The 22,748-nt window shown below is 72.0% G+C and carries 18 protein-coding genes and 3 tRNA genes; 10 read left to right on the top strand and 11 right to left on the bottom strand.

Translation table 11 applies throughout. From position 1 onward, the window contains the following. The first annotated feature begins 149 nt into the window (after positions 1 to 149). Positions 150 to 455 (top strand): integration host factor, actinobacterial type, encoded by a 306-nt coding sequence (gene mihF / locus ACBR40_RS37290; protein ID WP_020547234.1) that lies wholly within the window; start codon positions 150 to 152, stop codon positions 453 to 455. Between the two features lie 152 nt (positions 456 to 607). Here the strand turns inward: mihF and ACBR40_RS37295 are convergent, their stop codons facing one another. After that, positions 608 to 1,255, bottom strand: a complete 648-nt coding sequence (locus ACBR40_RS37295) for a response regulator transcription factor (RefSeq protein ID WP_091082631.1) — start codon at positions 1,253 to 1,255, stop codon at positions 608 to 610. Beyond that, positions 1,246 to 2,481 carry a sensor domain-containing protein gene (locus tag ACBR40_RS37300; RefSeq protein ID WP_344218205.1) on the bottom strand — a complete coding sequence of 412 codons (1,236 nt, stop codon included), beginning with the start codon at positions 2,479 to 2,481 and terminating at the stop codon, positions 1,246 to 1,248. Before ACBR40_RS37300 ends, ACBR40_RS37295 begins: the two co-directional genes overlap by 10 nt. A 198-nt stretch (positions 2,482 to 2,679) precedes the next feature. Between ACBR40_RS37300 and ACBR40_RS37305 the strand changes: the two genes are divergently transcribed. From ACBR40_RS37305 to ACBR40_RS37315, 3 genes are all read left to right on the top strand, one after another. Continuing rightward, complete coding sequence (locus tag ACBR40_RS37305) at positions 2,680 to 3,963, top strand: acyltransferase (RefSeq protein ID WP_371251752.1); 1,284 nt, start codon at positions 2,680 to 2,682, stop codon at positions 3,961 to 3,963. Between the two features lie 58 nt (positions 3,964 to 4,021). Next, positions 4,022 to 6,529, top strand: coding sequence for a DUF3516 domain-containing protein (locus ACBR40_RS37310; protein WP_344218380.1), 2,508 nt, complete (start codon positions 4,022 to 4,024; stop codon positions 6,527 to 6,529). Between the two features lie 142 nt (positions 6,530 to 6,671). Continuing rightward, positions 6,672 to 7,166 (top strand): DUF2087 domain-containing protein, encoded by a 495-nt coding sequence (locus ACBR40_RS37315; RefSeq protein ID WP_371251753.1) that lies wholly within the window; start codon positions 6,672 to 6,674, stop codon positions 7,164 to 7,166. On the opposite strand, the gene ACBR40_RS37320 is transcribed toward ACBR40_RS37315, so the two are convergent. The 7 genes from ACBR40_RS37320 to ACBR40_RS37350 are packed head-to-tail and all read right to left on the bottom strand — an operon-like array spanning position 7,151 to position 16,611. Continuing rightward, positions 7,151 to 8,758, bottom strand: coding sequence for a beta-N-acetylhexosaminidase (locus ACBR40_RS37320; RefSeq protein ID WP_371251754.1), 1,608 nt, complete (start codon positions 8,756 to 8,758; stop codon positions 7,151 to 7,153). The two genes, ACBR40_RS37315 and ACBR40_RS37320, sit on opposite strands and share 16 nt — an antisense overlap. A gap of 14 nt (positions 8,759 to 8,772) precedes the next feature. Further along, on the bottom strand, positions 8,773 to 10,713 hold the full coding sequence (locus tag ACBR40_RS37325; protein WP_371251755.1) for an NPCBM/NEW2 domain-containing protein: 1,941 nt from the start codon (positions 10,711 to 10,713) through the stop codon (positions 8,773 to 8,775). 12 nt (positions 10,714 to 10,725) lie between these two features. Beyond that, positions 10,726 to 12,270, bottom strand: coding sequence for an alkaline phosphatase (locus ACBR40_RS37330; protein WP_371251756.1), 1,545 nt, complete (start codon positions 12,268 to 12,270; stop codon positions 10,726 to 10,728). A 9-nt stretch (positions 12,271 to 12,279) separates the two neighbouring features. Continuing rightward, positions 12,280 to 13,578, bottom strand: a complete 1,299-nt coding sequence (locus ACBR40_RS37335) for a sugar ABC transporter substrate-binding protein (protein WP_371251757.1) — start codon at positions 13,576 to 13,578, stop codon at positions 12,280 to 12,282. Between the two features lie 25 nt (positions 13,579 to 13,603). Beyond that, positions 13,604 to 14,413 (bottom strand): carbohydrate ABC transporter permease, encoded by an 810-nt coding sequence (locus ACBR40_RS37340; protein ID WP_364444954.1) that lies wholly within the window; start codon positions 14,411 to 14,413, stop codon positions 13,604 to 13,606. 6 nt (positions 14,414 to 14,419) lie between these two features. Further along, entirely contained in the window at positions 14,420 to 15,301 is an 882-nt protein-coding gene (locus ACBR40_RS37345) for a sugar ABC transporter permease (RefSeq protein ID WP_344218221.1), read from the bottom strand. Further along, positions 15,298 to 16,611, bottom strand: coding sequence for a glycoside hydrolase family 36 protein (locus ACBR40_RS37350; RefSeq protein WP_371251758.1), 1,314 nt, complete (start codon positions 16,609 to 16,611; stop codon positions 15,298 to 15,300). Before ACBR40_RS37350 ends, ACBR40_RS37345 begins: the two co-directional genes overlap by 4 nt. A gap of 128 nt (positions 16,612 to 16,739) precedes the next feature. On the opposite strand from ACBR40_RS37350, the gene ACBR40_RS37355 reads away from it, so the two are divergent. Then, positions 16,740 to 17,894: an ROK family protein gene (locus ACBR40_RS37355; RefSeq protein ID WP_371251759.1), complete on the top strand. Its 1,155-nt coding sequence runs from the start codon at positions 16,740 to 16,742 to the stop codon at positions 17,892 to 17,894. A 13-nt stretch (positions 17,895 to 17,907) separates the two neighbouring features. Here the strand turns inward: ACBR40_RS37355 and dusB are convergent, their stop codons facing one another. Continuing rightward, positions 17,908 to 19,017 (bottom strand): tRNA dihydrouridine synthase DusB, encoded by a 1,110-nt coding sequence (gene dusB / locus ACBR40_RS37360; RefSeq protein WP_371251760.1) that lies wholly within the window; start codon positions 19,015 to 19,017, stop codon positions 17,908 to 17,910. 81 nt (positions 19,018 to 19,098) lie between these two features. Here dusB and ACBR40_RS37365 point away from each other — a divergent pair, with 81 nt between their 5' ends. The 5 genes from ACBR40_RS37365 to ACBR40_RS37385 all read left to right on the top strand — a co-directional run bounded on the left by ACBR40_RS37365 (position 19,099) and on the right by ACBR40_RS37385 (position 21,188). Beyond that, positions 19,099 to 19,734: an ACT domain-containing protein gene (locus ACBR40_RS37365; RefSeq protein WP_344218229.1), complete on the top strand. Its 636-nt coding sequence runs from the start codon at positions 19,099 to 19,101 to the stop codon at positions 19,732 to 19,734. 42 nt (positions 19,735 to 19,776) lie between these two features. Further along, positions 19,777 to 19,848: transfer RNA gene (locus ACBR40_RS37370), tRNA-Gly, on the top strand. Between the two features lie 19 nt (positions 19,849 to 19,867). Beyond that, positions 19,868 to 19,938 (top strand) — tRNA-Cys (locus tag ACBR40_RS37375). Positions 19,939 to 19,943: 5 nt separating this feature from the next. Next, positions 19,944 to 20,018 (top strand) — tRNA-Val (locus tag ACBR40_RS37380). A gap of 141 nt (positions 20,019 to 20,159) precedes the next feature. Further along, positions 20,160 to 21,188, top strand: coding sequence for a LacI family DNA-binding transcriptional regulator (locus ACBR40_RS37385; protein WP_344218231.1), 1,029 nt, complete (start codon positions 20,160 to 20,162; stop codon positions 21,186 to 21,188). On the opposite strand, the gene ACBR40_RS37390 is transcribed toward ACBR40_RS37385, so the two are convergent. Beyond that, positions 21,175 to 22,665, bottom strand: a complete 1,491-nt coding sequence (locus ACBR40_RS37390; protein ID WP_371251761.1) for an alpha-N-arabinofuranosidase — start codon at positions 22,663 to 22,665, stop codon at positions 21,175 to 21,177. The genes ACBR40_RS37385 and ACBR40_RS37390 overlap by 14 nt on opposite strands. Positions 22,666 to 22,748: the final 83 nt, after the last annotated feature.

The following is a 22,748-nucleotide window of genomic DNA, read 5'->3' on the forward strand; positions in this document are numbered from 1 at the left end:
CAGCGCCCCCTCCTGAGCGACGACACAGCCCGAAGATGGCGCTGAGCGGGAGCTTTCCGCAAACAAGAACCCCCGGCATCCGCAATGATTAGCCACTGCACCACGGGTAACAAAGACCCGAACCCAAACTCCCCGAGGAGAGAACAGAGATGGCACTTCCCACTCTCACCCCCGAGCAGCGGCAGGCGGCTCTGGCGAAGGCCGCCGAGGCCCGCGCCGCCCGTACGGCCCTGCTGGCCAAGGTCAAGGCCGGCGAGCTGACCTTCTCCCAGCTCCTGGAGCGTGACGACGACATCGCGAAGAAGATCAAGGTGTCCCAGGCCCTGCGGGCCGTCAAGGGCGTCGGCCCGGCCAAGGCCACCGCGCTCATGGAGGAGGCGGGCGTCGACGAGAAGCGCCGCCTCGGCGGTCTGGGCGCCCAGCAGCGCAAGAAGCTGGTCGAGGCGCTCGGCTAGGTAGGGCGGCCAGGTCCGCGCGGGGCGTCGCGCGGACCGGCCAACGACCCTTCGACCAGGTCGCGGAGGGGCCGGAAGAGCGGCGAGCCGCCCCGCTCTTCACCGGCGGGCCGGCCGGGGGGCAGAGGGGCCGGAGACGGGCGGCACGCCTGTCAGGAGCGCAGGTAAGCCAGGACGGCGAGCACCCGGCGGTGCTGGTCGGCGTCCTCCGCGTAGAGGCCGAGCTTGCTGAAGATGCTCCTGATGTGCTTCTCCACCGCCCCGTCGCTGATGACGAGCTGCCGCCCGATGGCCGGATTCGACTTCCCCTCGGCCATCAGCCCGAGCACCTCCCGCTCGCGGGGCGTGAGCTGCGCCAGCGGGTCGTCCTTGCGTCTGCGTACCATCAACTGGGACACCACCTGTGGATCGAACACGGTCCCGCCCGCGGCGACCCGCCGCAGGCCCTCCAGAAACTCGTCCACGTCGACGACCCGGTCCTTCAGCAGATAGCCGACGGCGCCACGGGCGTCGGCGAGCAGGTCGTCCGCGTAGGAGACCTCGACGTACTGCGACAGGATGAGCACGGGAGCGCCCGGCACCCTGCGTCGTGCCTCGACCGCCGCGCGCAGCCCCTCGTCGGTGAACGACGGCGGCATCCGCACGTCGACCACCGACACGTCGGGCTTGTGCTCGGCGATCGCCTCGACCAGCGTGTCACCGTCACCGACGGTGGCGACCACCTCGAAGCCGAACTCCTCCAGCAGCCTGACCAGGCCCTCCCTGATCAGAACCGCGTCATCGGCCACGACTACCCGCACGGCACCTCCGCCACGATCAACGTCGGCCCGCCGTCCGGCGACTGTACGGTCAGCTCCCCGTCGACGGCGCGGAGCCGGTCGGCCAGCCCGGCGAGACCGTGTCCCTTGGCGACGTTCGCGCCGCCGACCCCATCATCCCCGATCGTGAGCATGAGGGCGTCGCCGAGGCGCTGGAGCTGGATCGTGCAGACGGTGGCGCGGCTGTGCTTGGCCACGTTGGTGAGGCTTTCCGCGCAGACGAAGTAGAGGGCGTTCTCGATGGCCGCCGGGTAGCGCTCGACCACCTGCACGTCGAGGTCCACGGGCAGGGTGGCGCGCCCGGCGAGGGCGGCGAGCGCGGGCGCGAGGCCCCGGTCGGACAGGATGGGCGGGGCGATGCCGCGCGAGAGCGCGCGCAGCTCGTCCAGCGTCTCGCGGGTGGCGGAGATCGCGGACGTGATGGTGGCCGAGGCCGCCTCCGGGTCCCTGGCGAGCTGGCGCTGGGCCCGCGACAGCTCCATGGCCAGCGAGACCAGCCGCTGCTGCGGCCCGTCGTGGATGTCGCGCTCCAGCTTGCGCAGGGCGTTCGCCTCGGCGGAGACGGCGGCGGCGCGGCCCTCGGTGAGGTCGCTGATGCGCTCCTGCAGCTCGGCCACGCCGGTCAGCAGCGCCCGGCCGAGCGAGGCCCGCAGCAGCGCGGCGCCGCGCACGAGGACCGGCGTGAGCATCGCGAAGGCCAGGCCGAGCACGACGTAGAAGGCCGAGTTGACGAGGTAGCCGTCGCCGAGGCCGAGCAGCTCGGGCAGCTCGACGTTGCCGGGGATGCGCGAGGTGACCACCCCGTAGATCGGGTACGTCAGCGCGGCCAGCGGCACCGCCCAGGCCACCAGGGTCAGCACGAACGACACGATCGCGATCGGAAAGTTGATCACGCCGTGCAGCAGGTCCAGCCAGGACTGCCCGCTGGTGAGCGGGTTGACCAGGCGGCGGAAGCTGCCCGCGCCGGCCGGGGCGGGCTTGTACCGGGGCCGCACCGGCGGGCGGTCGAGCACGTCGGACAGCCAGCCGCGCTCCGCGTCGGCGAAACCCCGCGCCATCAGCAGCGTGCCGGCCAGCAGCGGCACGCCGACCCACACGACCGCGGTGCCGACGCCGGCCGAGAAGCCGGCGATCAGGAGGCAGAAGCCGATGACGGCCGTGGGGAAGCCGACGAACGTGTAGCGGGTGTCCAGAAGGACACGCCTCATCAGGGAGCGCATGTCCATCACGCTAGAACCTCGGGCACGGGCGTGACGAGCAGGCGGTCCGGTGTGAGGGGGTAGGGCTGCCCCTACCCCCGGCAGTGGTGTGATCGCGACCCGGGAACGGCGGCTCGCGGCAATGTGCCGGACCGGTCCGCGGCGGGAGCCTTGAGCCAACGGCTCCCCCCTGAATCGAGGCTCCCCATGACCGTCCTGCTGGACCGCCCGGCCGCCCCCGCCGCGCCACCGCGCCCGTCCGTGGGCGCTCCCGCAAGCCCTCCGAAGGGGCGGGACCCGTTCGTCGATCTGCTGCGGGTGCTCGGCATGGCGCTGATCGTGTTCCAGCACTGGACGATCCCTGTGCTGTCGTACGACGGCGCGCGGCTGACCACGGGCAACGCGCTGGCCACGCCCGGGGTGTGGGTGGTGACGTGGCTCAGCCAGGTGATGCCGCTGGTGTTCTTCGCGGGCGGGGCGGCGAACGCGATCGGCTTCGCCCGCTCCCGTGAGGGGACGCCGCGCTGGCTGGCGGTGCGGCTGCGGCGGCTGGCCTGGCCGCTGCTGCCGCTGGCGGCGGTGTGGATCCCGCTCCCCCAGGTGCTGCTCACGCTCGGCGTGCCCGAGCAGCCGCTCCGGGTCGGGGCGCAGCTCACGGGACAGCTCCTGTGGTTCCTCGCGGTCTACCTCATCGCGGTGGTGGTCACCCCGTACGCGCTGCGCCTGCACTCCCGCTTCGGCGTGGCGGTGCCGGCCGCGCTGGCGGCCGGGGCGGTGCTCACGGACGTCGTACGCTTCACGACCGGCATCGACGCCCTCGGCTACCTCAACGTGGTGTTCGTCTGGCTGGCGGTGCACCAGCTCGGCTTCTTCTACGCCGAGGGGCGGCTGCGCCGGCCGTGGGCGCTCGCGGCGGGCGGGTTCGGCGCGGCGGCGCTGCTGGTGGCCTTCGGCCCCTACCCGGGCAGCATGATCGGCCTGCCCGGCGCCGAGGTGTCGAACATGGCCCCGCCCACGCTCGCCATGCTGGCCGTGGGCCTCGGGCAGATCGGGCTGGCGGTGCTGCTGCGCCCGGCGCTGGTCCGGCTGCCGCTCGGCCGGCTGCTGGCATGGGCCAGTCCGCGGATCATGACGGTGTACCTGTGGCACATGCCGGCGCTGTTCGCGGTCACCGGCGTGGTCGTGGTGCTGCTGCGGGTGGACACGCCGGCGCCGGGTGGCGCGTTCTGGCTGGCGGGCTGGCCGCTCTGGTTCGGGCTGCTGTGCCTGGTGATGTGGCCGCTGACGCGGATCTTCGCCCGGTTCGAGACGCCGCCCGCGCTGCCGTACGGCAAGGCCGGCATGCGCGCGATGACGGCCGCGGCGGCGCTGATCGGGGCCGGGGTTCTCACGCTGACCTGCGTCGGGTTCGCGCCCGGCCCGTGGGCGTTCCTGGCGATGCTGGCGATCCTCGGCGGGCTGCTCGTGACCGTGCCGCGGACCCGCTCCTAGGCCGGGGTCGACCCCGGATGGCGGGGGGCGGTTCGAGCACCGGGCAAACTTCGGCAGGATAGATGCTGTGAGCCTACTCGTGGACCGCCTGCCAGAAGAGATCGACGCCGAGCCGGACGCCATCTTCGACGCGTTCGCCGCCTGGAACACCGAACGTGGGCTCACCCTCTATCCGGCCCAGGAAGAGGCGCTCATCGAGGTCGTCTCGGGCAGCAACCTCATCCTGGCCACGCCGACGGGCTCGGGCAAGTCGCTCGTGGCCGCCGGAGCCCACTTCACGGCCCTGACCCGCGACCAGCGCACCTTCTACACCGCGCCGATCAAGGCGCTGGTGTCGGAGAAGTTCTTCGACCTGTGCGCCGTCTTCGGCACCGAGAACGTCGGCATGATGACCGGCGACGCCAGCGTCAACCCGGGCGCGCCGATCATCTGCTGCACCGCCGAGATCCTGGCCAACGTGGCGCTGCGCGACGGCGCTCAGGCCGACATCGGCCAGGTCGTCATGGACGAGTTCCACTTCTACGCCGAGCCCGACCGCGGCTGGGCCTGGCAGGTGCCGCTGCTGGAGCTGCCGCACGTGCAGTTCGTGCTGATGTCGGCGACGCTCGGCGACGTCACGATGTTCGAGCGCGACCTCACCCGGCGCACCGGCCGGCCGACGGCCGTGGTCAAGCACGCCGAGCGGCCGGTCCCGCTGATCTACTCCTACCGGATGACGCCGCTGCACGAGACGCTGGAGGAGATGCTCTCGACCGGCCAGGCGCCGGTCTACGTCGTGCACTTCACGCAGGCCGCGGCCATGGAGCGGGCGCAGTCGCTGATGTCGATCAACATGGCGACGAAGGCCGAGAAGGAGGCCATCGCCGCGATGATCGGCGGCTTCCGCTTCACCACCCGCTTCGGCCGGGCGCTGTCGCGGCTGGTGCGCCACGGCATCGGCGTGCACCACGCGGGCATGCTGCCGAAATACCGCCGCCTGGTCGAGCGCCTGGCGCAGGCGGGCCTGCTCAAGGTCATCTGCGGCACCGACACCCTCGGCGTCGGCGTCAACGTCCCGATCCGCACGGTGCTGTTCACCGCGCTGTCGAAGTACGACGGCAACAAGGTCCGCAGGCTGCGCGCCCGCGAGTTCCACCAGATCGCCGGCCGCGCCGGCCGGGCGGGCTTCGACACCATCGGCTACGTCGCCTGCCAGGCCCCCGAGCACGAGATCGACAACGCCCGCGCGCTCGCCAAGATCGGCGACGATCCCAAGCGGCGGCGCGGCTACGCCCGCAAGAAGCCGCCGGAGGGTTTCGTCGGCTGGAGCGAGGAGACCTTCCAGAAGCTGCAGGAGGCCGAGCCCGAGCCGCTCCAGTCGCGTTTCAAGGTCACCAACGCGATGCTGCTGGCCGTCATCAACCGGCCGGGCGACTGCTTCCAGGCGATGAAGCACCTGCTGACCGACAACCACGAGGACCGCAAGTGGCAGCGCCGGCACATCAGCCAGGCCATCGCCATCTACCGCTCGCTGCTCGCCGGCGGCATCGTCGAGCAGTTCGCCGAGCCGGACGAGCAGGGCCGCCGGGCTCGCCTCACGATCGAGCTGCAGGAGGACTTCGCGCTCAACCAGGCGCTGTCGACGTTCGCGCTGGCGGCCTTCGACCTGCTGGACCGCGAGTCGCCGTCGTACGCGCTGGACCTGGTCTCGATCGTCGAGTCGATCCTCGACGACCCGCGCCAGATCCTGTCGGCGCAGCTCAAGAAGGCGAAGGGCGAGGCCGTCGCGCAGATGAAGGCCGACGGCATCGAGTACGAAGAGCGCATGGAGCGCCTCACCGAGGTCATGTACCCGATGCCGCTGGAGGACCTGCTGCTCGGCGCGTACGAGACCTACCGGCGCGGCCATCCGTGGGTCGCCGACCACACGGTGAGCCCGAAGTCGGTGGTGCGCGACATGTTCGAGCGCGCGATGACCTTCGGCGACTACATCCAGTTCTACGAGCTGTCCCGCTCCGAGGGCACGGTGCTGCGTTACCTCGCCGACGCCTACCGCACGCTGTCGCGCACGGTGCCCGAGCACCTCAAGACCGACGACCTGGTCGACCTCATCGAGTGGCTGGGCGAGCTGGTCCGGCAGGTCGACTCCTCGCTCATCGACGAGTGGGAGAAGCTGGCCAACCCGGCCGAGGCGCTGGAGCGGCAGCAGGAGCTGGAGGCGCGGGTGCGGCCGGTCACCGGCAACCCGAGGGCCTTCAGGGTGCTGGTCCGCAACGCCATGTTCCGGCTGGTCGAGCTGTGCGCGCTGGAGAAGGAGGAGGAGCTGGCGGAGCTGGCTCCCGACGTCGACTGGGGCGCGGCGCTGGACGCCTACTACGCCGACCACGAGGAGATCGGCACCGACGCCGACGCGCGCGGGCCCGCGCTGCTGCGCATCGAGGAGGAGCAGGGGCTCTGGAAGGTGCGCCAGACGATCAAGGATCCGGCGGGCGACGGCGACTGGGGCATCGACGCCCAGGTGGACCTCGCCGCCTCCGACGAGGAGGGCCGGGCCGTGCTGCACGTGCAGGGGCTCAACCGGCTGTAGGGAGATGACAAGCCGTGTGCCGGAACGGACTGGCAAGGGCGTCCCGGCACACGCCTGTCGATTCAGTGTCTGACGGAGGACGTAGGGGTCGTGTCATGACACTGTCTTAAGATCGTGACATTCCACCCGACACAATGATCAGATGAGTGACGAAGAGATCAGACGCGTCCTCGGGCTGCTCTCCCAGGACGACACCTTGCGCGCCTTCGCCTCCCTGGTGCTCGGCGAGAGCGACGGGCTGCCGCCGAAGACGCTGCACAGGCTGGAGGCGGGCGGGCTGGCCGCGCGCGACGAGAGCGGGAAGTGGCGGGCGGCGCCCGAGCGGTTCAGGGAGCTGCTGCGGGACCGGGCCGCGCCCGCCGAGGCGCTGAGCGACGAGGAGCGGGTGCTGCGCACGTTCCTGGTCGACGGGCGGCTGACGACCCTGGCGATGCGCCGCGACAAGAGGCTGGTCGTGCTGCGGTACATCGCCCTGGTCTTCGAGCCGGGCAGGCGTTACACGGAGAAGGACGTCAACGTCGCGCTGCGGGCCTTCCACGACGACCACGCGGCCCTGCGCCGCTACCTGGTGGACGAGGGGCTGCTGTCGCGGGAGGACAACGTCTACTGGCGCAGCGGCGGTCACGTCGAGATCTGAGGCAGGTTCGCGGTCCACGCGGCGAGCTTGGCCCGCCACCGCTCGGCGTCCTCGGGGCGGCCGGGCACGCCGGGCCGCCGCTGCCAGGGCAACGGCCCGTCCGCCCGCCGGTACTCCACGCCGATCGCGTCCAGCCGCGGCAGGTGGGCGGCCAGCCGGTCACTGAAGTCGGCGAGGTCGCGCCCCTCCGGGCTCCACACGGTCTCGGCGAAGGCCGCGAGCCGCGGGAAGGCCATGTAGTCCACGCGGCGGGCGGAGTCGATCAGCTCGGTCCACACCCCGCACTGCGCGCCGAGCACGCGGTCGGCGGCGGGCCGGCCGCGCAGCGCCTCGGGCACGGGCTCGAAGGCGTAGACGTCCTCCAGCGTCAGCACGGGGCCGAACGGGGCCGGCTCCTCCTCCCCCTCCGCCTGCCGGTAGTCCAGGTAGAGGCTGGTGTTGGCGCAGTTGACGACGTCGTGGCCGCGTTCGGCGGCGATCACCGCGCCGAGGTCGCCCCGCCAGGACGCGACCACCGCGCCGGGGGGCGGCCCGCCCTCCAGGATCTCGTCCCAGCCGACCAGGCGGCGGCCGCGGGCGCTCAGCCATTCCTCGAAGCGGTGGACGATCCAGCTCTGCAGCTCCTCCTCGTCGCGCAGCCCCAGCTCCTCCATGCGGCGGCGGGCCGACGGGCTCTCCCGCCACTGGTCCTTGCGGCACTCGTCGCCGCCGATGGACACGTACGGGCCGGGGAACAGCTCCAGCACCTCCTCCAGCACCTCCTGGAAGAAGGCGATGGTGGACTCCTCGGCGTTGAGCACGTTCACGCCGACGCCCCAGGTCGTGCGCACCTCCAGCGGCGTGCCGAGGTTGCCCAGCTCCGGGTAGGCGGCGATGGCGGCCTGGGTGTGGCCGGGCAGGTCGATCTCGGGGACGACCATGATGTGCCGCCTGGCGGCGTAGGCGACGATCTCCCTGATGTCGTCCTGGGTGTAGTAGCCGCCGTGCGGGCGGCCGTCCATGGCGCCGTTCCAGCCGCTCTGGCTCTCCCTGCGCCAGGAGCCGGTCTCGGTGAGCCGGGGGTGGCGGCGGATCTCGACGCGCCAGCCCTGGTCGTCGGTGAGGTGCAGGTGGAGCACGTTCAGCTTGTGCAGGGCCAGCAGGTCGATGAAGCGCAGCACCTCGTGCTTGGTCATGAAGTGCCGGGCGACGTCCAGCAGGCAGCCGCGCCAGGCGAAGCGGGGGGCGTCCTCGACGTACGCGCCGGGCGCCTCGAAGGGCCCGGCGGCGGCCCGCCGGAAGACGGCGGGCGGCAGGAGCTGCCGGAAGGTCTGCGCCCCGTAGAAGGCCCCGGCGGGGCCGCCCGCCACGATCTCGGCCTCCCCCGGGCCGACGGTCAGCCGGTAGCCCTCCGGCGGCAGGTCGCCGAGGCCGAGCCTGATCGTTCCCGAGCCCGGCCCCGGCAGCAGCTCGCCGCCCGTGACGGGGGCGAGCTCGCCGCGCAGCCAGGCGGCCGGCCCGGCCAGCGCCGGATCGGCGGTGAGCGAGGTCCGGCCGTCGAGGATGAACGGGCCCGGCCTGGGCTCGTACGTGACGGGCTTGGGAACGATCATGAACAGCTGACTCCCTACTCGCAGGTGATGACGGCGTCGGCGAAGTCGACGTGGTCGGAGGTGGCGTTGTCGCCGCCGTTGGTCGCGACCAGCCGGACGTGGCGGGCGCCGGTGACGTCCGCGGTGACCGCGCGGGCCGGCATGGCGCCGGTCAGCAGGCCGGAAGAGGCGACCCGGCCGCCGTCGGCCCAGACCTCGAACCCGGCGGAGCCGGCCGCGCCCACCTCGTCGTCGATCCCGGCCTGGAACGAGACGGACGTGCAGCGCCCGCCGGCGTAGAACTCGATGTCGGCGGGCGCGTGCGCGCCGAGTCCCTTGGCGAAGCGCACGCCCTCGATGGTGAGCGGGCGGCCGTCGCCCGCGGCGCGCTCGCCGTTGCTCATGTCCTTCTCGACCGGCCCGAAGTGGTTGGTCGCCCTGGTCCAGGTGAGGTCGCTGAGATAGGTGCGGCCCGCGCCGGGGCCGGTGGCGACGGCCACGACGGCGGTCGCGCGCTGCCCGGCCGCCTCGAAGGCCAGCTCGTACGTGCCCGGCGCGGTCCCCTCCGGCGGGGTGACCGCCCAGGTGACGGCGAAGGCGTCGCCGCCGTCGAGCCGGCCGGTCCTGACCGGGGTGCGGGCGGCGACCTTCCAGCCCTGCGGCCCGGAGGCGGTCACCTCGACGTCGCGCAGCCGCGCGGTGGCCCCGGTGTTGGTGACGCGGGTGACGATCTCGCCCGTCCTGCCGGGCTCCAGCGTGGTGGGCCGGTCCTCGCCGAGGACCTTCGCCGGGTCCGCCTCGAACGTCACCAGCGGCGGCGCGGGATCGTTGCGCGCGCTGACCCGGTAGAGCAGCGCGGCGTGCGCGGGCACCTGGGCCGACAGCGCGCCCGTCGTGGTCGCGACCGCGCCGGTCCACAGCTCCTCGACGCGGAAGCGGCCGGAGCCGAGCGACCAGGAGATCGTGGCGGCCCGGTCGCTCTCGTTGAACAACGCCACCGCCCGGTCGCCGCCCGCGAGCGGCTTGGCCAGCACGTGGTACCAGCCGTCGCTCTTGACGAGCCGGCCGTGCGCGCCCAGCTCGTCCTGGTCCACGGCGATCACCTCGGGGTCGGCGACGATCGCGGGCGGCGCGGCGGCCGGGTCGGCCTGGAGGACGAGCGGGGCCGCGCCCATGGCCCAGAGCGTGAACTGGGCGCGGTACTCGGTGTCGGTCATGCCGCCGCGGCCGGCCTGGATGAGGTCGGGGTCGGCGTAGCTGCCGCCGCCCGCGTACTCGGCCCTGAGCTGGTTGGTCTCCCAGATGTCGACCATGTTCGGGTAGGCGTCCGGGATGGGGCGGTTGTAGACGTTGGTGCGCCAGGTGGTGGCCTTGGCCTCCTTGCCCCACAGCCACGGGACGGTGCTGCCGTCCTCGTTGTTCATGGCGAACACGACGCCGTCGCCCAGGGCCTCGCGCATGCGCGGGTAGAGGGTCTGGGCGATCTGCTGGACGTTCTGGCCGGGGAAGTCGGCGGTGGGGATGTTGCACCAGGCGTACGTGACGTGGTCCACCCCCCACTCCTTGAGCCTGGCCGCGTCGGCGGCCTCGCTCTTGTACGAGCCGGGGCCCCCGCCGGCGCACGCCTTGGTGCCCGCCGACAGGGAGAGGCCCAGCTTCAGCCCCTTGGCGTGCAGGCCGTCGGCCAGCGCGGCGATGCCGCCGGGGAAGCGGGCCGGGTCGGGGACGAGGGCGCCGCCGGACCGCTGCGGGGCGAGCCAGCAGTCGTCGATGATGACGTACCGGTAGCCGAGCGGGGCGAGCGGCGCGAGGGCGTCGGCCGCCTTGAGCACCGCCGCCTCGGTGACCGCGCAGCCGAGCGTCCGGCTGCTCCAGCCCATCGGCGGGCGTACCACGTCGGCTGCGCCGGCGGACGATAACGGGACGAGGGGCAGGGCGAGGAGGGCCGCCGCGGCGACGGCCGTGAAGGTGCGCATGGGAGGTTCCTGTCAGGCGGGGTTGAGCTGGGGGCGGCCCGGCTCGATGACGAAGGAGCCGGAGGTGTAGGCCGGGGCGTAGGGCTCGGTGACCCGGGACAGGGAACGGAAGTCGACCTTCATCTCCTGCTGGGTGATCCGGGTGCGGACGTAGCCGCGGCGGCCGTTGAAGAACTTCACGTGCGGGTTCTCCGCCAGCAGGTTCTGCGTGTCGGGGTACTCGTCCAGGCCGTTGCCCGCGCTGGTGACCGAGGTGGTGACCAGCTCGACGGCGACGGACTTCGACTCGGGGTCGGCGTGGTCGCGCTTGACCTCGCCCGCCCAGTGGGAGTGCACGTCGCCGGTGAGGACGACGGCGTTGCGCCGGTAGGCGTCGATGGCGGCGGTCAGCCGGTTGCGGGAGGCGACGTAGCCGTCCCAGCCCTCGTTGGAGTAGCCCTTGCCCGCGCCGTTCGTCCAGTCCATCTCCATGAAGAAGACCTGCTGGCCGAGCAGGTCCCAGGTGGCGCGCGAGCCCTTGAGCCGCGCGTCGAGCCACGCCTCCTGCTCCTGGCCGAGCATGGTCCTGTTGGGCTCGAACCGCTCCAGGCAGTCGGCGCCGACGGTGCCGCTCCTGCCGGTGCAGGCGTACAGGTCGCGGTACTGCCGGGTGTCGAGCAGGTGCAGGTTGGCCACCTCGCCCCAGCGGATGCTGCGGTGCAGCCGCAGCGAGGACCCGTTGGGCTTCTGGGCGCGGCGCAGCGGCATGTTCTCGTAGTACGCCTGGAAGGCGTCGGCCCGGCGCTTCATGAACGGCGGGTCCGGCTGCTCGGGCACGTCGCCGGCCCAGGCGTTCTCGATGTCGTGGTCGTCCCACACCACGACCCAGGGCGCGATGGCGTGGGCGAGCTGCGACTCGGGGTCGGCCTTGTGCTGGGCGTGGCGCAGCCGGTAGCCGGCCAGGTCGAGGCATTCGCCGCCGGCCTGGTCGCGTACGGGGTACTTGTAGTCGCCGTACTCGTAGATGTAGTCGCCGAGGAAGGCGATGAGGTCGGGCTGGTCCTCGGCCATCCGCCGGTACGGCGTGAACCAGCCGGCCTGGTAGTCGGCGCACGAGGTGAACGACAGGTTGAGCGCGCGGCTCCGGCTGCCGGCCGCGGGGGCGGTCAGCGTGCGGCCGGCCGGGCTGATCTCGCCCTCGGCGCGGAAGCGGTAGAAGTACTCCGCGCCGGGGTCGAGGCCGTCGAGTTCGACGTGCACGCTGTGGGCCGCCTCGGGGCGGGCGACCTCGGTGCCGCGGCGCACGACGCGGCGGAAGCCGTCGTCCTTGGCCAGCTCCCACTGGACGGGCACGGCCCGGTTCGGCATGCCGCCGAGCCCGTCGAGCGCCACCGGGTCCATGGCGAGGCGCGTCCACAGGACCACGCCGTCGGAGGCAGGCTCGCCGGAGGCGATCCCGAGCTGGAAGGGGTCGGAGAGAGGGGCGCGGCGGGCCGCCGCGCGCACGGGTTGGACGCCCAGTGCGGCGGTCAGGCCCAGGCTCGCGCCCCCGGCGAACAGAGAACGCCGGGTGATCATGGGGGATCCTTACTTGACGGTGGCGTTGCCTTCTGCGACAGCCTGGTCGGCGGCCTGTTGCGGAGAGAGTTTTCCGAGGTACATCTCGTTGAAGAGCTGGTTAAGCTTCGTCTCGAAGCCGGTGAAGCCGGTCGTGATCGGCAGCGGGAAGGTGGTGCCGGCCGCCTCCTCGACGAACGGCGAGACGTCCACGTTCTTCGACTTCCAGTAGTCCACGTAGCCCTGCGACAGGCCGTCGAGCGCGGGGAAGGCGTAGCCCCCGTCGGCCATGATCTTCTGCGCCTCCGCCGTGCCGAGATACCGCGCCAGCTTCATGGCCTCCTCGGGGTGCTCGCTCTTGGCGTAGACGGCCTCGGCCAGGCCGTTGAGGTTGACCGCGCGCCCGGCCGGGCCCTCGGGCATGAGAGCGACGCCGACCTCGAACGTCGACTCGGGCGCCACGAACGGCAGCAGCGCGTTGTTGGCGGGGAACATCGCGACCTCGCCGGCCTTGAACATGTCGGTGACCTTGCCGGTGGGCGGGTTGGTCCGGGTCGCGGGCGGCGAGACGTGGTGCTTGTTGACCAGGTCCACGCCGAACTGCAGGGCCTGGACGGCGGCGGGCTCGTTGAAGGCGTACTTGCCGAAGGGCTGGTCGACGAGCTTGCCGCCGTTGGAGACGACCCAGTTCATCCACTGGGTCTGGTAGTGGTTCCAGGAGGCGAAGCCGTACGTCTTGACCTTGGCGGGGTCGAAGCCGGACTCGCCGGGGTGCTTGCCGGCCTCGTCCACGGTGAGCTTGCGCGCCGTGTCGAGCAGCGTGCCGCTGCCGTCGGCGGCCCACGTGAGCTTGTCCGGCATCTCCACGCCCGCCTTGGCGAACAGGTCCTTGTTGTAGAGCAGGCCGACGACGCCCCAGTCCTTCGGCACGCCGTACAGCTTGTCCTTGTAGGTGAAGGAGCCGACGACGGTCTTGTGGTATTTCGCGGCGTCCACCTGCACCGGGGCGAGCACGCCCTTGGTGACGAACTCCGGGAACTGGGTGGGCGTCATCCAGAACACGTCCGGGGCGGTGCCGGCGACCGCGTCGGCGGTGAGCTTGGTCCAGTACTGGTCGTAGGGCAGGAGCTCGACGGTGACGTCGATGCCGGGATTGGCCTTCTCGAAGGCCGCCATGACCTGGTCGTAGCCGGCCTTCTGCTGCTCGTCCCAGAGCCGGTAGGTCAGGGTGACCTTGCCGGAGTCCCCTGAGGAGGAGCAGGCGGGCAGGACGAGCATGGCGGCGCCGAGCAGCGCCCCGGCCCAGCGAATCCGGGGGGTTGGCATCATTCGCTGACCTCTTCTGTTCGGGTTCTCATTTGAGGCCGGTGAGGACCACCGACCTGACGATGTGTTTCTGGAAGAAGATGAAGACGGCCACCATCGGCACCAGGGCGATCAGGCTGCCGGCCATCATGAGGTGGTAGTCGACGCCGATGCCGGACTTGAGCGTGGCGATGGCGACGGTGATCACGCGGGTGTCGTCGCCGCTGGTGATGATCAGCGGCCACAGGAAGCTGTTCCACGACGAGATGACGGTGATGATGGCGAGCGTGCCGAGCGCGGGCCGGCACAGCGGCAGCAGCACGCGCAGCAGGATCGTCAGCTGCCCGGCCCCGTCGATGCGGGCCGCCTCCTCCAGCCCGGCGGGCAGGCTCTTGAAGAACTGCCGCATCAGGAAGATCCCGTACGGGGTGCCGAGGATGTAGGGGGCGAGCAGGCCGTACCAGGTGTTGACCAGGCCCAGCTCCCGCATGATGAGGAAGAGCGGGATCATGGTGACGGCGCTCGGCACCATCATGGTGGCCACGTACAGCCAGAACAGCACGTCCCTGCCCCGGAAGCGCAGCCGGGCGAAGGCGTAGGCGGCGAACGTGGTGAACACCAGCTGCCCGGCCGTGAGCAGCGCCGTCATCAGCGCCGTGTTGAGCACGTAGCGGGGAAAGTCGCCGGCCAGCATCGTGGCGAGGTTGCCCGCCGTCGGCGGCAGCCCCGGCAGCCACGGCTCGGTCGAGCTGAGCTGCGCCTGCGTCTTGAACGCGGTCAGCACCACCAGCAGGTACGGGAACACCGACACGAAAGCGCCGATCGTGAGCACGGCGTACAGGAGGACGCGCTTGGCCATGGCTCCTCAGCTCAGGTCGTAGGTGGTGCGCTTGCCGAAGAACCGGACCTGCGCCAGCGTCACCGCGAAGATGACCGCGAACAGCAGCGTCGACAGCGTGGCCGCGTAGCCGAAGTCGAACTCCTTGAACGCGGTCTGGAAGATGCGGAAGTTCAGCACCTCGGTGCTGTGGCTGGGCCCGCCGTCCGTCATCGCGTACACCGTGTCGAACACCTGGAAGGCGCCGATCAGGTTGGTGACCGTGACGAAGAACATCGTGGGGTTGAGCAGCGGCAGCGTCACCCGCCAGAAGCGCTCGCGCGGCCCCGCGCCGTCCACGGCGGCGGCGTCGTGCAGCTCGCGCGGGATGCCCTGCAGCCCGGCCAGGAAGAACAGCATGTTGTAGCCGGTGTGCTGCCAGACGCTGACCAGTGCGACGGCCGGCAGCGCCCAGGACGGGTCGGACAGCCAGTCGGGGCCGGTCACGCCCACCAGGGCCAGCGCGCTGTTCAAAGCGCCGTCGCGCGGATCGAAGATCCACTGCCAGACGAGGCCGAGGACGATCGGCGTCGCCATCCACGGCACCACGAACAGCGAGCGGTAGAGCCGCAGGCCCTTCACCCGCCGGTCGAGCAGCACCGCCAGCGCGAGGGCGAGGACGGTCTGCAGCGGGATCGACAGCAGCACGTAGCCGACGGTGACGAGGAGCGAGTGCCAGGTGCCGCCGTCGGCGGCCAGGCGGCGGTAGTTGTCCAGGCCGGCGAACTCGGGTGCCGACAGCAGCTCCCAGTCGAACAGGCTCAGCACGAGCACGATGACCATCGGCAGCAGCAGGAACGCCACCACGCCGAAGAGGCTGGGCCCGATGAAGAGGTAGGCGTGCCAGCCGCCCCTGCGGCCTCGGCTCACGACGGTTCCGTCGCGGTGGGGACCAGCAGCCGCCGGGTGGTCTCCATGCCCCAGGCGTCCAGGGCGGCGATCGGGTCGCTGGAGCCGCGCAGCCCGCCGGTCGCGCCGACGTGCGCCGCCCACTCCTCCCGCGCCTCCATCTCGGGGCGGACGACGATGCAGTCCGGGTCGTTGACCCACCACCGGGCGTGCAGGAACTCCCGGGCCGCGCCGGTGAGGCGGGCGCCGAGCTGCGAGGGCTGGCTGATGTCCCCGGACCTCGGCCGCAGGGTGAGCGCGATGTCGGGGCTGACCCGCATGACGTCCACCAGGCCGATGCTGGGCAGCATGGGGGCGCCGCAGCCGTGCAGCGTGGCCTCCTCGCCGGCGCCGCGCCGGACCAGCTCCAGGCCGCGCCGGTAGGCGGCGATCGGGTCGAGGTCCTCGTGGCGGCGGCCGGCGAGCGCGCCGGCGTACAGGTAGTCGAGCTTGAAGTGGGTGATCCCCATGCCGGCGAACGTGCGGAAGACATTCGTCAGGTGCTCGGCGGCGTCCGGGTGGGTGACGTCGAGGACGGCGAGGTCCTGGTTCCACATGCGGCCCGCGTACGCGCCGCCGACCAGCCACTCGGGGTGCTCCCGGTACAGGCGGCTGTCGTGGCCGACCAGGAAGGGGGCGGTCCAGATGCCGGCGCGGCGGCCGGTGCCGGTGACGGCGTCCACGGCGCGGGCGAGCGAGCCGAAGCCGGGACGGGGGTCCAGCCAGTCGCCGATGCCGGCCTCGTAGCCGTCGTCGATGAGGAACATGTCGGCGGGCAGGCCGTGGCGGGTGGCCAGCTCCAGGTTCTCCAGGACGTCGGCCTCGACGACCTTGTCCCAGTAGCCGTACCAGGTGCACCACATGGGCGGGACGGCGGGGAAGGTGCGCGGCGCTGACGCGGCGTCGGCCATCGTCTCCGCCCACCGGCGCAGTGCCGTGCCGAGGTCGCCCTCGGCGCGGTGGTGGCGGGCCGGGGCGTCGGCCGAGATCACCAGGCGGCCGCCCTCCTCGCGGGCCCGGATCGAGGGCACCTCGTGGGGGCCGGCGGCGGACCACAGCTCCACGGAGCCGTCGCCGGTCTCGACGGCGAGCAGGCCCTCCCCCTGGAACGCGCGCTCGGGGACCGGCGTGCCGGGGCGGTAGCAGAGGATCTGTATCGTCCCGCTCGCGGGGCGGGGCGGGGTCTCGTCCAGGCGATAGGCGCCCGTGGGGCTCCACGACTGCCAGCCGTGCTCGAACACCCGGGCCGAGCCGGGGACGTACGCGACCTCGCCGATGTCAACGAACGACATCAGTCCTCTTTCCTGTCTACTTACGAAGGAGCGCTTCATTAGTAGCACGGGTGGGTCGCGCTCGTACACCCCCTGATCCCTGGCATAATGCGAGACATAAACAGGAGACCTACCTAAGGACACGGCGAATGGCGGACCTACGCGGCGGCGACCTGTCCCGGCTGCGCCAGCTCAACTCGCTGACCGCCATCCGCGCGCTGCGCCGGGCGGGCCCGCTCACCCTGTCGGCGCTCGCCGAGCGTACGGGCCTGTCGCGGCCGTCCATGAAGGAGGTCGCCGACGAGCTGATGGGGCTCGGCTGGGTGGAGGAGGTGCCGCCGAGCCCCGGCACGATGGGCCGGCCCGCCCGCCGCTACCGCTTCCGCGCCGACAGCGGCTACCTGGTGGGCGTCGACATAGGGGGTCACAACATCCGCGCCGCCCTGTCCGACCTGGACGGGGAGATCCTGGCCGAGACCCGGCAGCCGGTGCTGCCCGACGCCCCGCTGGAGGAGCGCCTCGCTGCTATCGAGCGGGCCGTCGAGGGGTGCCTGACGCTGAGCCGCACCTCCGTCTCCGACCTCTGGATGGTCGCCGTCGGCACCATCGGCGTCATCGACGTGGAGGGCCGGGTCATCTACTCGGCGGCCGTCCCCGCCTGGCGCGACCTCGACCTCGCGGGACGGCTGCGCGAGATGTTCCCCTGCCCGGTGCTCATCGAGAACGACAGCCGCCTGGCCGCCATGGCCGAGACCAGGCGCGGCGTGGCCCGGGGCGCCAGGGACGTGGTGTTCCTGCACGTCGGGCGGCGCATGGGCGCGGGCCTGGTGATCGACGGCAAGGTGCACCGGGGGTTCGGCGCGGCGGCCGGGGAGGTCGCGATGCTGCCCGAGTCCCGCTGGTTCGACGCGCCCGAGCATCTCAACACCTGCGCGTGCGTGCCCGAGGGCGTCGCGCCGGAGGACGCGGCCGGCCACACCCTCGCCGCCGCCCGCAACGGCGACCCGGTCGCGATGGAGTGCGTCGAGCGCTACGTCGACGACCTCGCCGTGGGCACCGCCGCCATGGTGCTCATCCTGGACCCGCAGATGGTGGTGCTCGGCGGCGGGTTCTCGCGCTCGTCCGACGTGCTCCTGGAGCCGCTGCGGCGGCGGCTGGAGACCCGCTGCATGCGGATGCCGGAGGTGCGGGCCTCGACGCTCGGGGACGAGTGCGTGGTGGTGGGCGCCATCGAGTACGCCGTCGCCCACCTCGACGACCAGCTCTTCCCCCCGGACCGCGGCCCGCTCCCGGTCGCCCGCTGACCTCCCCGCGGGCTCAGCCGCCGGACACCTCGGACTCGGCGTCCTGCGGCACCGCCACGTCCCACGGGTCGTCCAGCCAGCCGTCCGGCAGCAGCACCTTGTCCCGCTCGCCCGACTTGCCGCGCGGGGTGTCGGTGTGGGGCGGCCACGGCTGGTCGTGCTCCAGCTTGGCGAGGCCGGCCCGCAGCCCGTCGAGCGACTCGGCGGTGGCCAGCTCGCGCCGCAGTTCGGCGCCGACCGTGAAGCCCTTCAGGTACCAGCCGACGTGCTTGCGGAAGTCGGCGACGGCGTAGCGCTCGATGTCGAAGCAGCCGGCCAGCCCCTCGGCGTGCCGCATCATCATCCCGGCCACCTCGCCGAGCGTGGGGCGGACCCGCTCGGAGCTGCCGTTGAAGGCGTTCTCCAGGTCCTTGAACAACCACGGGCGGCCCAGGCAGCCGCGCCCCACCACCACGCCGTCGCAGCCGGTCTCGGCCACCATGCGCAGCGCGTCGTCGGCGCACCAGATGTCGCCGTTGCCCAGCACGGGGATCTCCGGCACGGCCTCCTTCAGCCGGGCGATGGCCGCCCAGTCGGCGACCCCGCCGTAGTGCTGCCGGGCCGTGCGGGCGTGCAGCGCGATCGCCGCGACGCCCTCCTCGGCCGCGATGCGCCCCGCGTCGAGGTAGGTCAGGTGGTCGTCGTCGATGCCCTTGCGCATCTTCATCGTCACGGGCAGCGCCCCGGCGTTCGCGACCGCGGCCCGCAGGATGCGGCGCAGCAGGCCCCGTTTGTACGGCAGCGCCGACCCGCCCCCGCGCCTGGTCACCTTGGGCACCGGGCAGCCGAAGTTGAGATCGACGTGATCGGCGAGATCCTCCTCGGCGATCATGCGGACCGCCCGGCCCACGATGTCGGGGTCCACCCCGTAGAGCTGGATGCTGCGCGGCCGCTCGGAGTCGTCGAACCGGATCATCCGCATGGTCTTGGGGTTGCGCTCCACCAGCCCGCGCGTGGTGATCATCTCGCACACGAACAGCCCGGCGCCCTGCTCCCTGCACAGCACCCGGAACGGCGCGTTCGTGATGCCCGCCATCGGCGCCAGCACCACCGGCGGCCACACTCCGAGAGGCCCAATCTTCATCCGCCCAGTTGTAGCGCAGGTCAGCCTGTGACCGGTATTCGGCCGATAGGCTGTGATCGGCATCTCGGTGAGGGGGGATGGATGCTTCTTCGCGTACGCGTGCGGCTGCCCGACAAGCCGGGCTCCCTGGCGCAGGTCACCAAGGTCCTGGGTGCGGCGGGGGCCGACATCACCCAGGTGATCGTCCTCGACCGGGGCGAGGGCAGCGCACTCGACGACCTCACGATCTTCTGCCCGGAGAGCACGTCCCGCCAGGACCTCGTCACCAGCCTGGAGGGCGTCGAAGGCGTCGCCGTCGAGGCGATCTGGACCACCCGCGAGGCGCCCGGCACCTACCCGGAGCTGGAGATCCTCAAATACATCACCACGGCGGGCGACCGCGCGCTGACCACGCTCGTCGACTCGCTGCCGGTGCTGTTCAGCGCCGACTGGGCGGCCACGGCCGCCGCCGGCCGGGTGGTCTACGCGAGCTGGCGGGCCCCGCAGGAGCTCGACCTCCCGGCCGAGGCGCCGTCCCGCCCGGCCGCCACGACCCTGGCCGACGGGCTGCACATCATCCACGCCCCGCTGCCGCCGCTGGCGCTGACCCTCGTCCTGGCCCGCTCCGAGGGCCCGGCCTTCCACCGCATCGAGGTCCACCGCCTCACCCGCATCCTGGAGATCTTCCTCAGCCTGCCCGCGACCGAGCGGAGCGTGGCCCGGCAGCTCCGCAAGTAAGCATCAACGCCGAAAACCCGCTAGAGTTGTGAAAGCAGCAACGCGGAAGTGGCTCAGTGGTAGAGCATCACCTTGCCAAGGTGAGGGTCGCGGGTTCGAATCCCGTCTTCCGCTCGGAGTGGGATGTTGACGCGGTGGCGTGGCCGAGAGGCGAGGCAGCGGCCTGCAAAGCCGTCCACACGGGTTCAAATCCCGTCGCCACCTCACAAGGACGATTAGCTCAGCGGGAGAGCGCTTCCCTGACACGGAAGAGGTCACTGGTTCAATCCCAGTATCGTCCACCACCACCCCGCCGAGAGCCCCGGTCGCCCAGGCCGGGGCTTTTTCGCGTCCTCCGGCCCCTGCCCGTGCTGAACATCTGCCCTGAAATGATGCGCGCGTCTGCCCCTTTCGCCTGTTAGCGTTTACCTGGCAGGGGGTGAGCTGTGGTCAAAGCCAAGACGGGGCGGCCTGCGGTGCTCATGGACGTGGCCGTTCTCGCGGGGGTTTCCACGATGACCGTCTCGCGGGTGCTCAACGCGCCCGAGCGGGTCAGGGCCGAGACCAGGGAACGGGTGCTCGCCGCCGTCAAGGAGCTCGACTACCGGCCCAATCACGCCGCGCGCCAGCTCGTGACCGGGCGGTCCGGGGTGCTCGGCGTGGTCAGCATCGACACCACGCTCTACGGTCCCGCCTCCACGCTCTACAGCGTCGAGCAGGCCGCCAGGCACGCCGGCTACAACGTCAGCATCGCCAGCCTGAGCTCGCTGCACCGCACCTCCATCCGCGAGGGCGTCGAGCGGCTGCGCGCGCAGGCGGTGGACGGGGTGATCATCGTGGCGCCGCACGAGTCGGCCGCCGACGGGCTGCGCCACCTGCCGCCGGAGATGCCGGTGGTCGCGGTGGACGCCGGTGACGACATCCCCGTGCCGGTGGCCAAGGTCGACCAGCGCGCCGGGGCCATCAGGGCCACCCGTCACCTGCTCAGCCTCGGCCATCAGAGCGTCTGGCACGTCGGCGGCCCGGCCGACTGGCTCGACGCCAACGGCCGCATCCAGGGCTGGCGCGGGGTGCTGGAGGCCGCCGGGCGGCCGGTGCCCGACGTGCTGCGCGGTGACTGGAGCTCGCGCTCGGGATACCAGCTCGGCCGCCGGCTGGCCGCCGATCCCGAGGTCAGCGCGGTGTTCGTGGCCAACGACCAGATGGCGCTCGGGGTGCTGCGGGCGCTGCGCGAGGCGGGGCGGCGGGTGCCCGAGGACGTCAGCGTGGTCGGGTTCGACGACATCCCCGAGGCCGCGTACTTCTGGCCGCCGCTCACCACCGTCAGGCAGGACTTCGGCGAGGTGGGCCGGCACGCCTTCCACATGCTGCTCGACCGCATGGCGGGCACCGAGCCCGAGGCCCGGCGCCTGGTGGAGCCGGAGCTGGTCGTGCGCGAGAGCACCGGCGCCGCGCCGGGGCTCAACCGAGCCTGATGACGTTCCAGGAGACCGGGGGCAGCACCACGGTCTCCGGGTCGTGCCGCACGTCCGGGTTGGGGCGGGGCGCGACGCGGCCGGGGTCGTCGGCGGTGTTGCGGGCATAGACGTCCGGGCCGCTCAGCGTGCTCGCCTCCACGACGCGCGCCCCGCCGAGGGCGCGGGCGTCGATGCGCAGCTCCATCGGCCGGTCGGTGGCGCGGTTGATGGCGAAGACGGTGGTGGAGCGCTCGTCGTGGGTGGCGACCGCGTGCAGCAGCGGCACCTGTCCGTACGCGGCCGTCTCGTAGCTCGGGCAGACCGGCTCCACGCGCAGCACGTCGCCGCTCGCGTACCTGCTGGCCTGGGCGAACGGGTGGAACGTGGTCTGCTTCCAGGCCCGCCCGCCCGGCTCGGTCATGATCGGGGCGATGACGTTGACCAGTTGCGCCAGCGACGCGGCGCGCACCCGGTCGCTGTGCCGCAGCAGCGTGATCAGCAGGCCGCCCACGGCGACCGCGTCGGCCAGGTGGTAGTGGTCCTCCAGCAGGCGCGGCGCGACCGGCCAGTCCGACGGGGGGTCGGCGTTCTGGAAGCGGGACAGGTACCACACGTTCCACTCGTCGAAGGAGATGTCGATCCGCTTGCGCGACTTCAGCTTCGCGCCGACGTGGTCGGCGGTGGCGGCCACCGAGCGGATGAAGAACTCCATGTCGGTGGCGCAGGCGAGGAAGCTGCCGAGGTCGCCGTCCTTCTCCTCGTAGTAGGCGTGGCAGGAGATGTAGTCGACGACGTCGTAGGTGTGGGCGAGCACCTCGGCCTCCCACGCGCCGAAGGTCGGCATCGACGAGCTGGAGCTGCCGCAGGCGACCAGCTCCAGCTTGGGGTCGATCATCCGCATGGCGCGGGCGGTCTCGGCGGCCAGCCGGCCGTACTCGGCGGCGGTCTTGTGGCCGGTCTGCCAGGGGCCGTCCATCTCGTTGCCGAGGCACCACATCCGTACGTCGTGCGGCTCCTTGGCCCCGCCCGCGATCCGCCGGTCGGAGAGCGCGGTGCCGGAGGGGTGGTTGCAGTACTCCAGCAGGTCCAGCGCGGCCTCGATGCCGCGGGTGCCGAGGTTGACCGCCATCATCGGCTCCACCCCGGCCTTGCGGCACCAGCGGACGAACTCGTCCACCCCGACCTCGTTGGTCTCGGTGCTGTGCCAGGCCAGGTCGAGCCGGCGCGGCCGGAGCTCCTTCGGGCCGACGCCGTCCTCCCAGCGGTAGCCGGAGACGAAGTTGCCGCCGGGGTAGCGCACCGTGGAGACGCCGAGCTCGCGGGTCAGCTCCAGGACGTCGGCCCGGAAGCCGTCCTCGTCGGCGGTGGGATGGCCGGGTTCGTAGATGCCGGTGTAGACGCAGCGGCCCAGGTGTTCGACGAACGTGCCGAAGGTGCGCCGCTGGACCGGGGCCACGCGGAAGGCGGGATCGAGCGTGAGTGCGGCCTGGTGCACGAAGGGGGCTCCTCAGGTTTCGCGGGCGTTACGTCACGGAGGCATTGTTAGCGCTATCAGGGTGGCCGGTCAAGGGCTCGGAG

This window comes from Nonomuraea sp. AD125B (genome assembly GCF_041402765.1).
GTDB lineage: Bacteria > Actinomycetota > Actinomycetes > Streptosporangiales > Streptosporangiaceae > Nonomuraea > Nonomuraea bangladeshensis.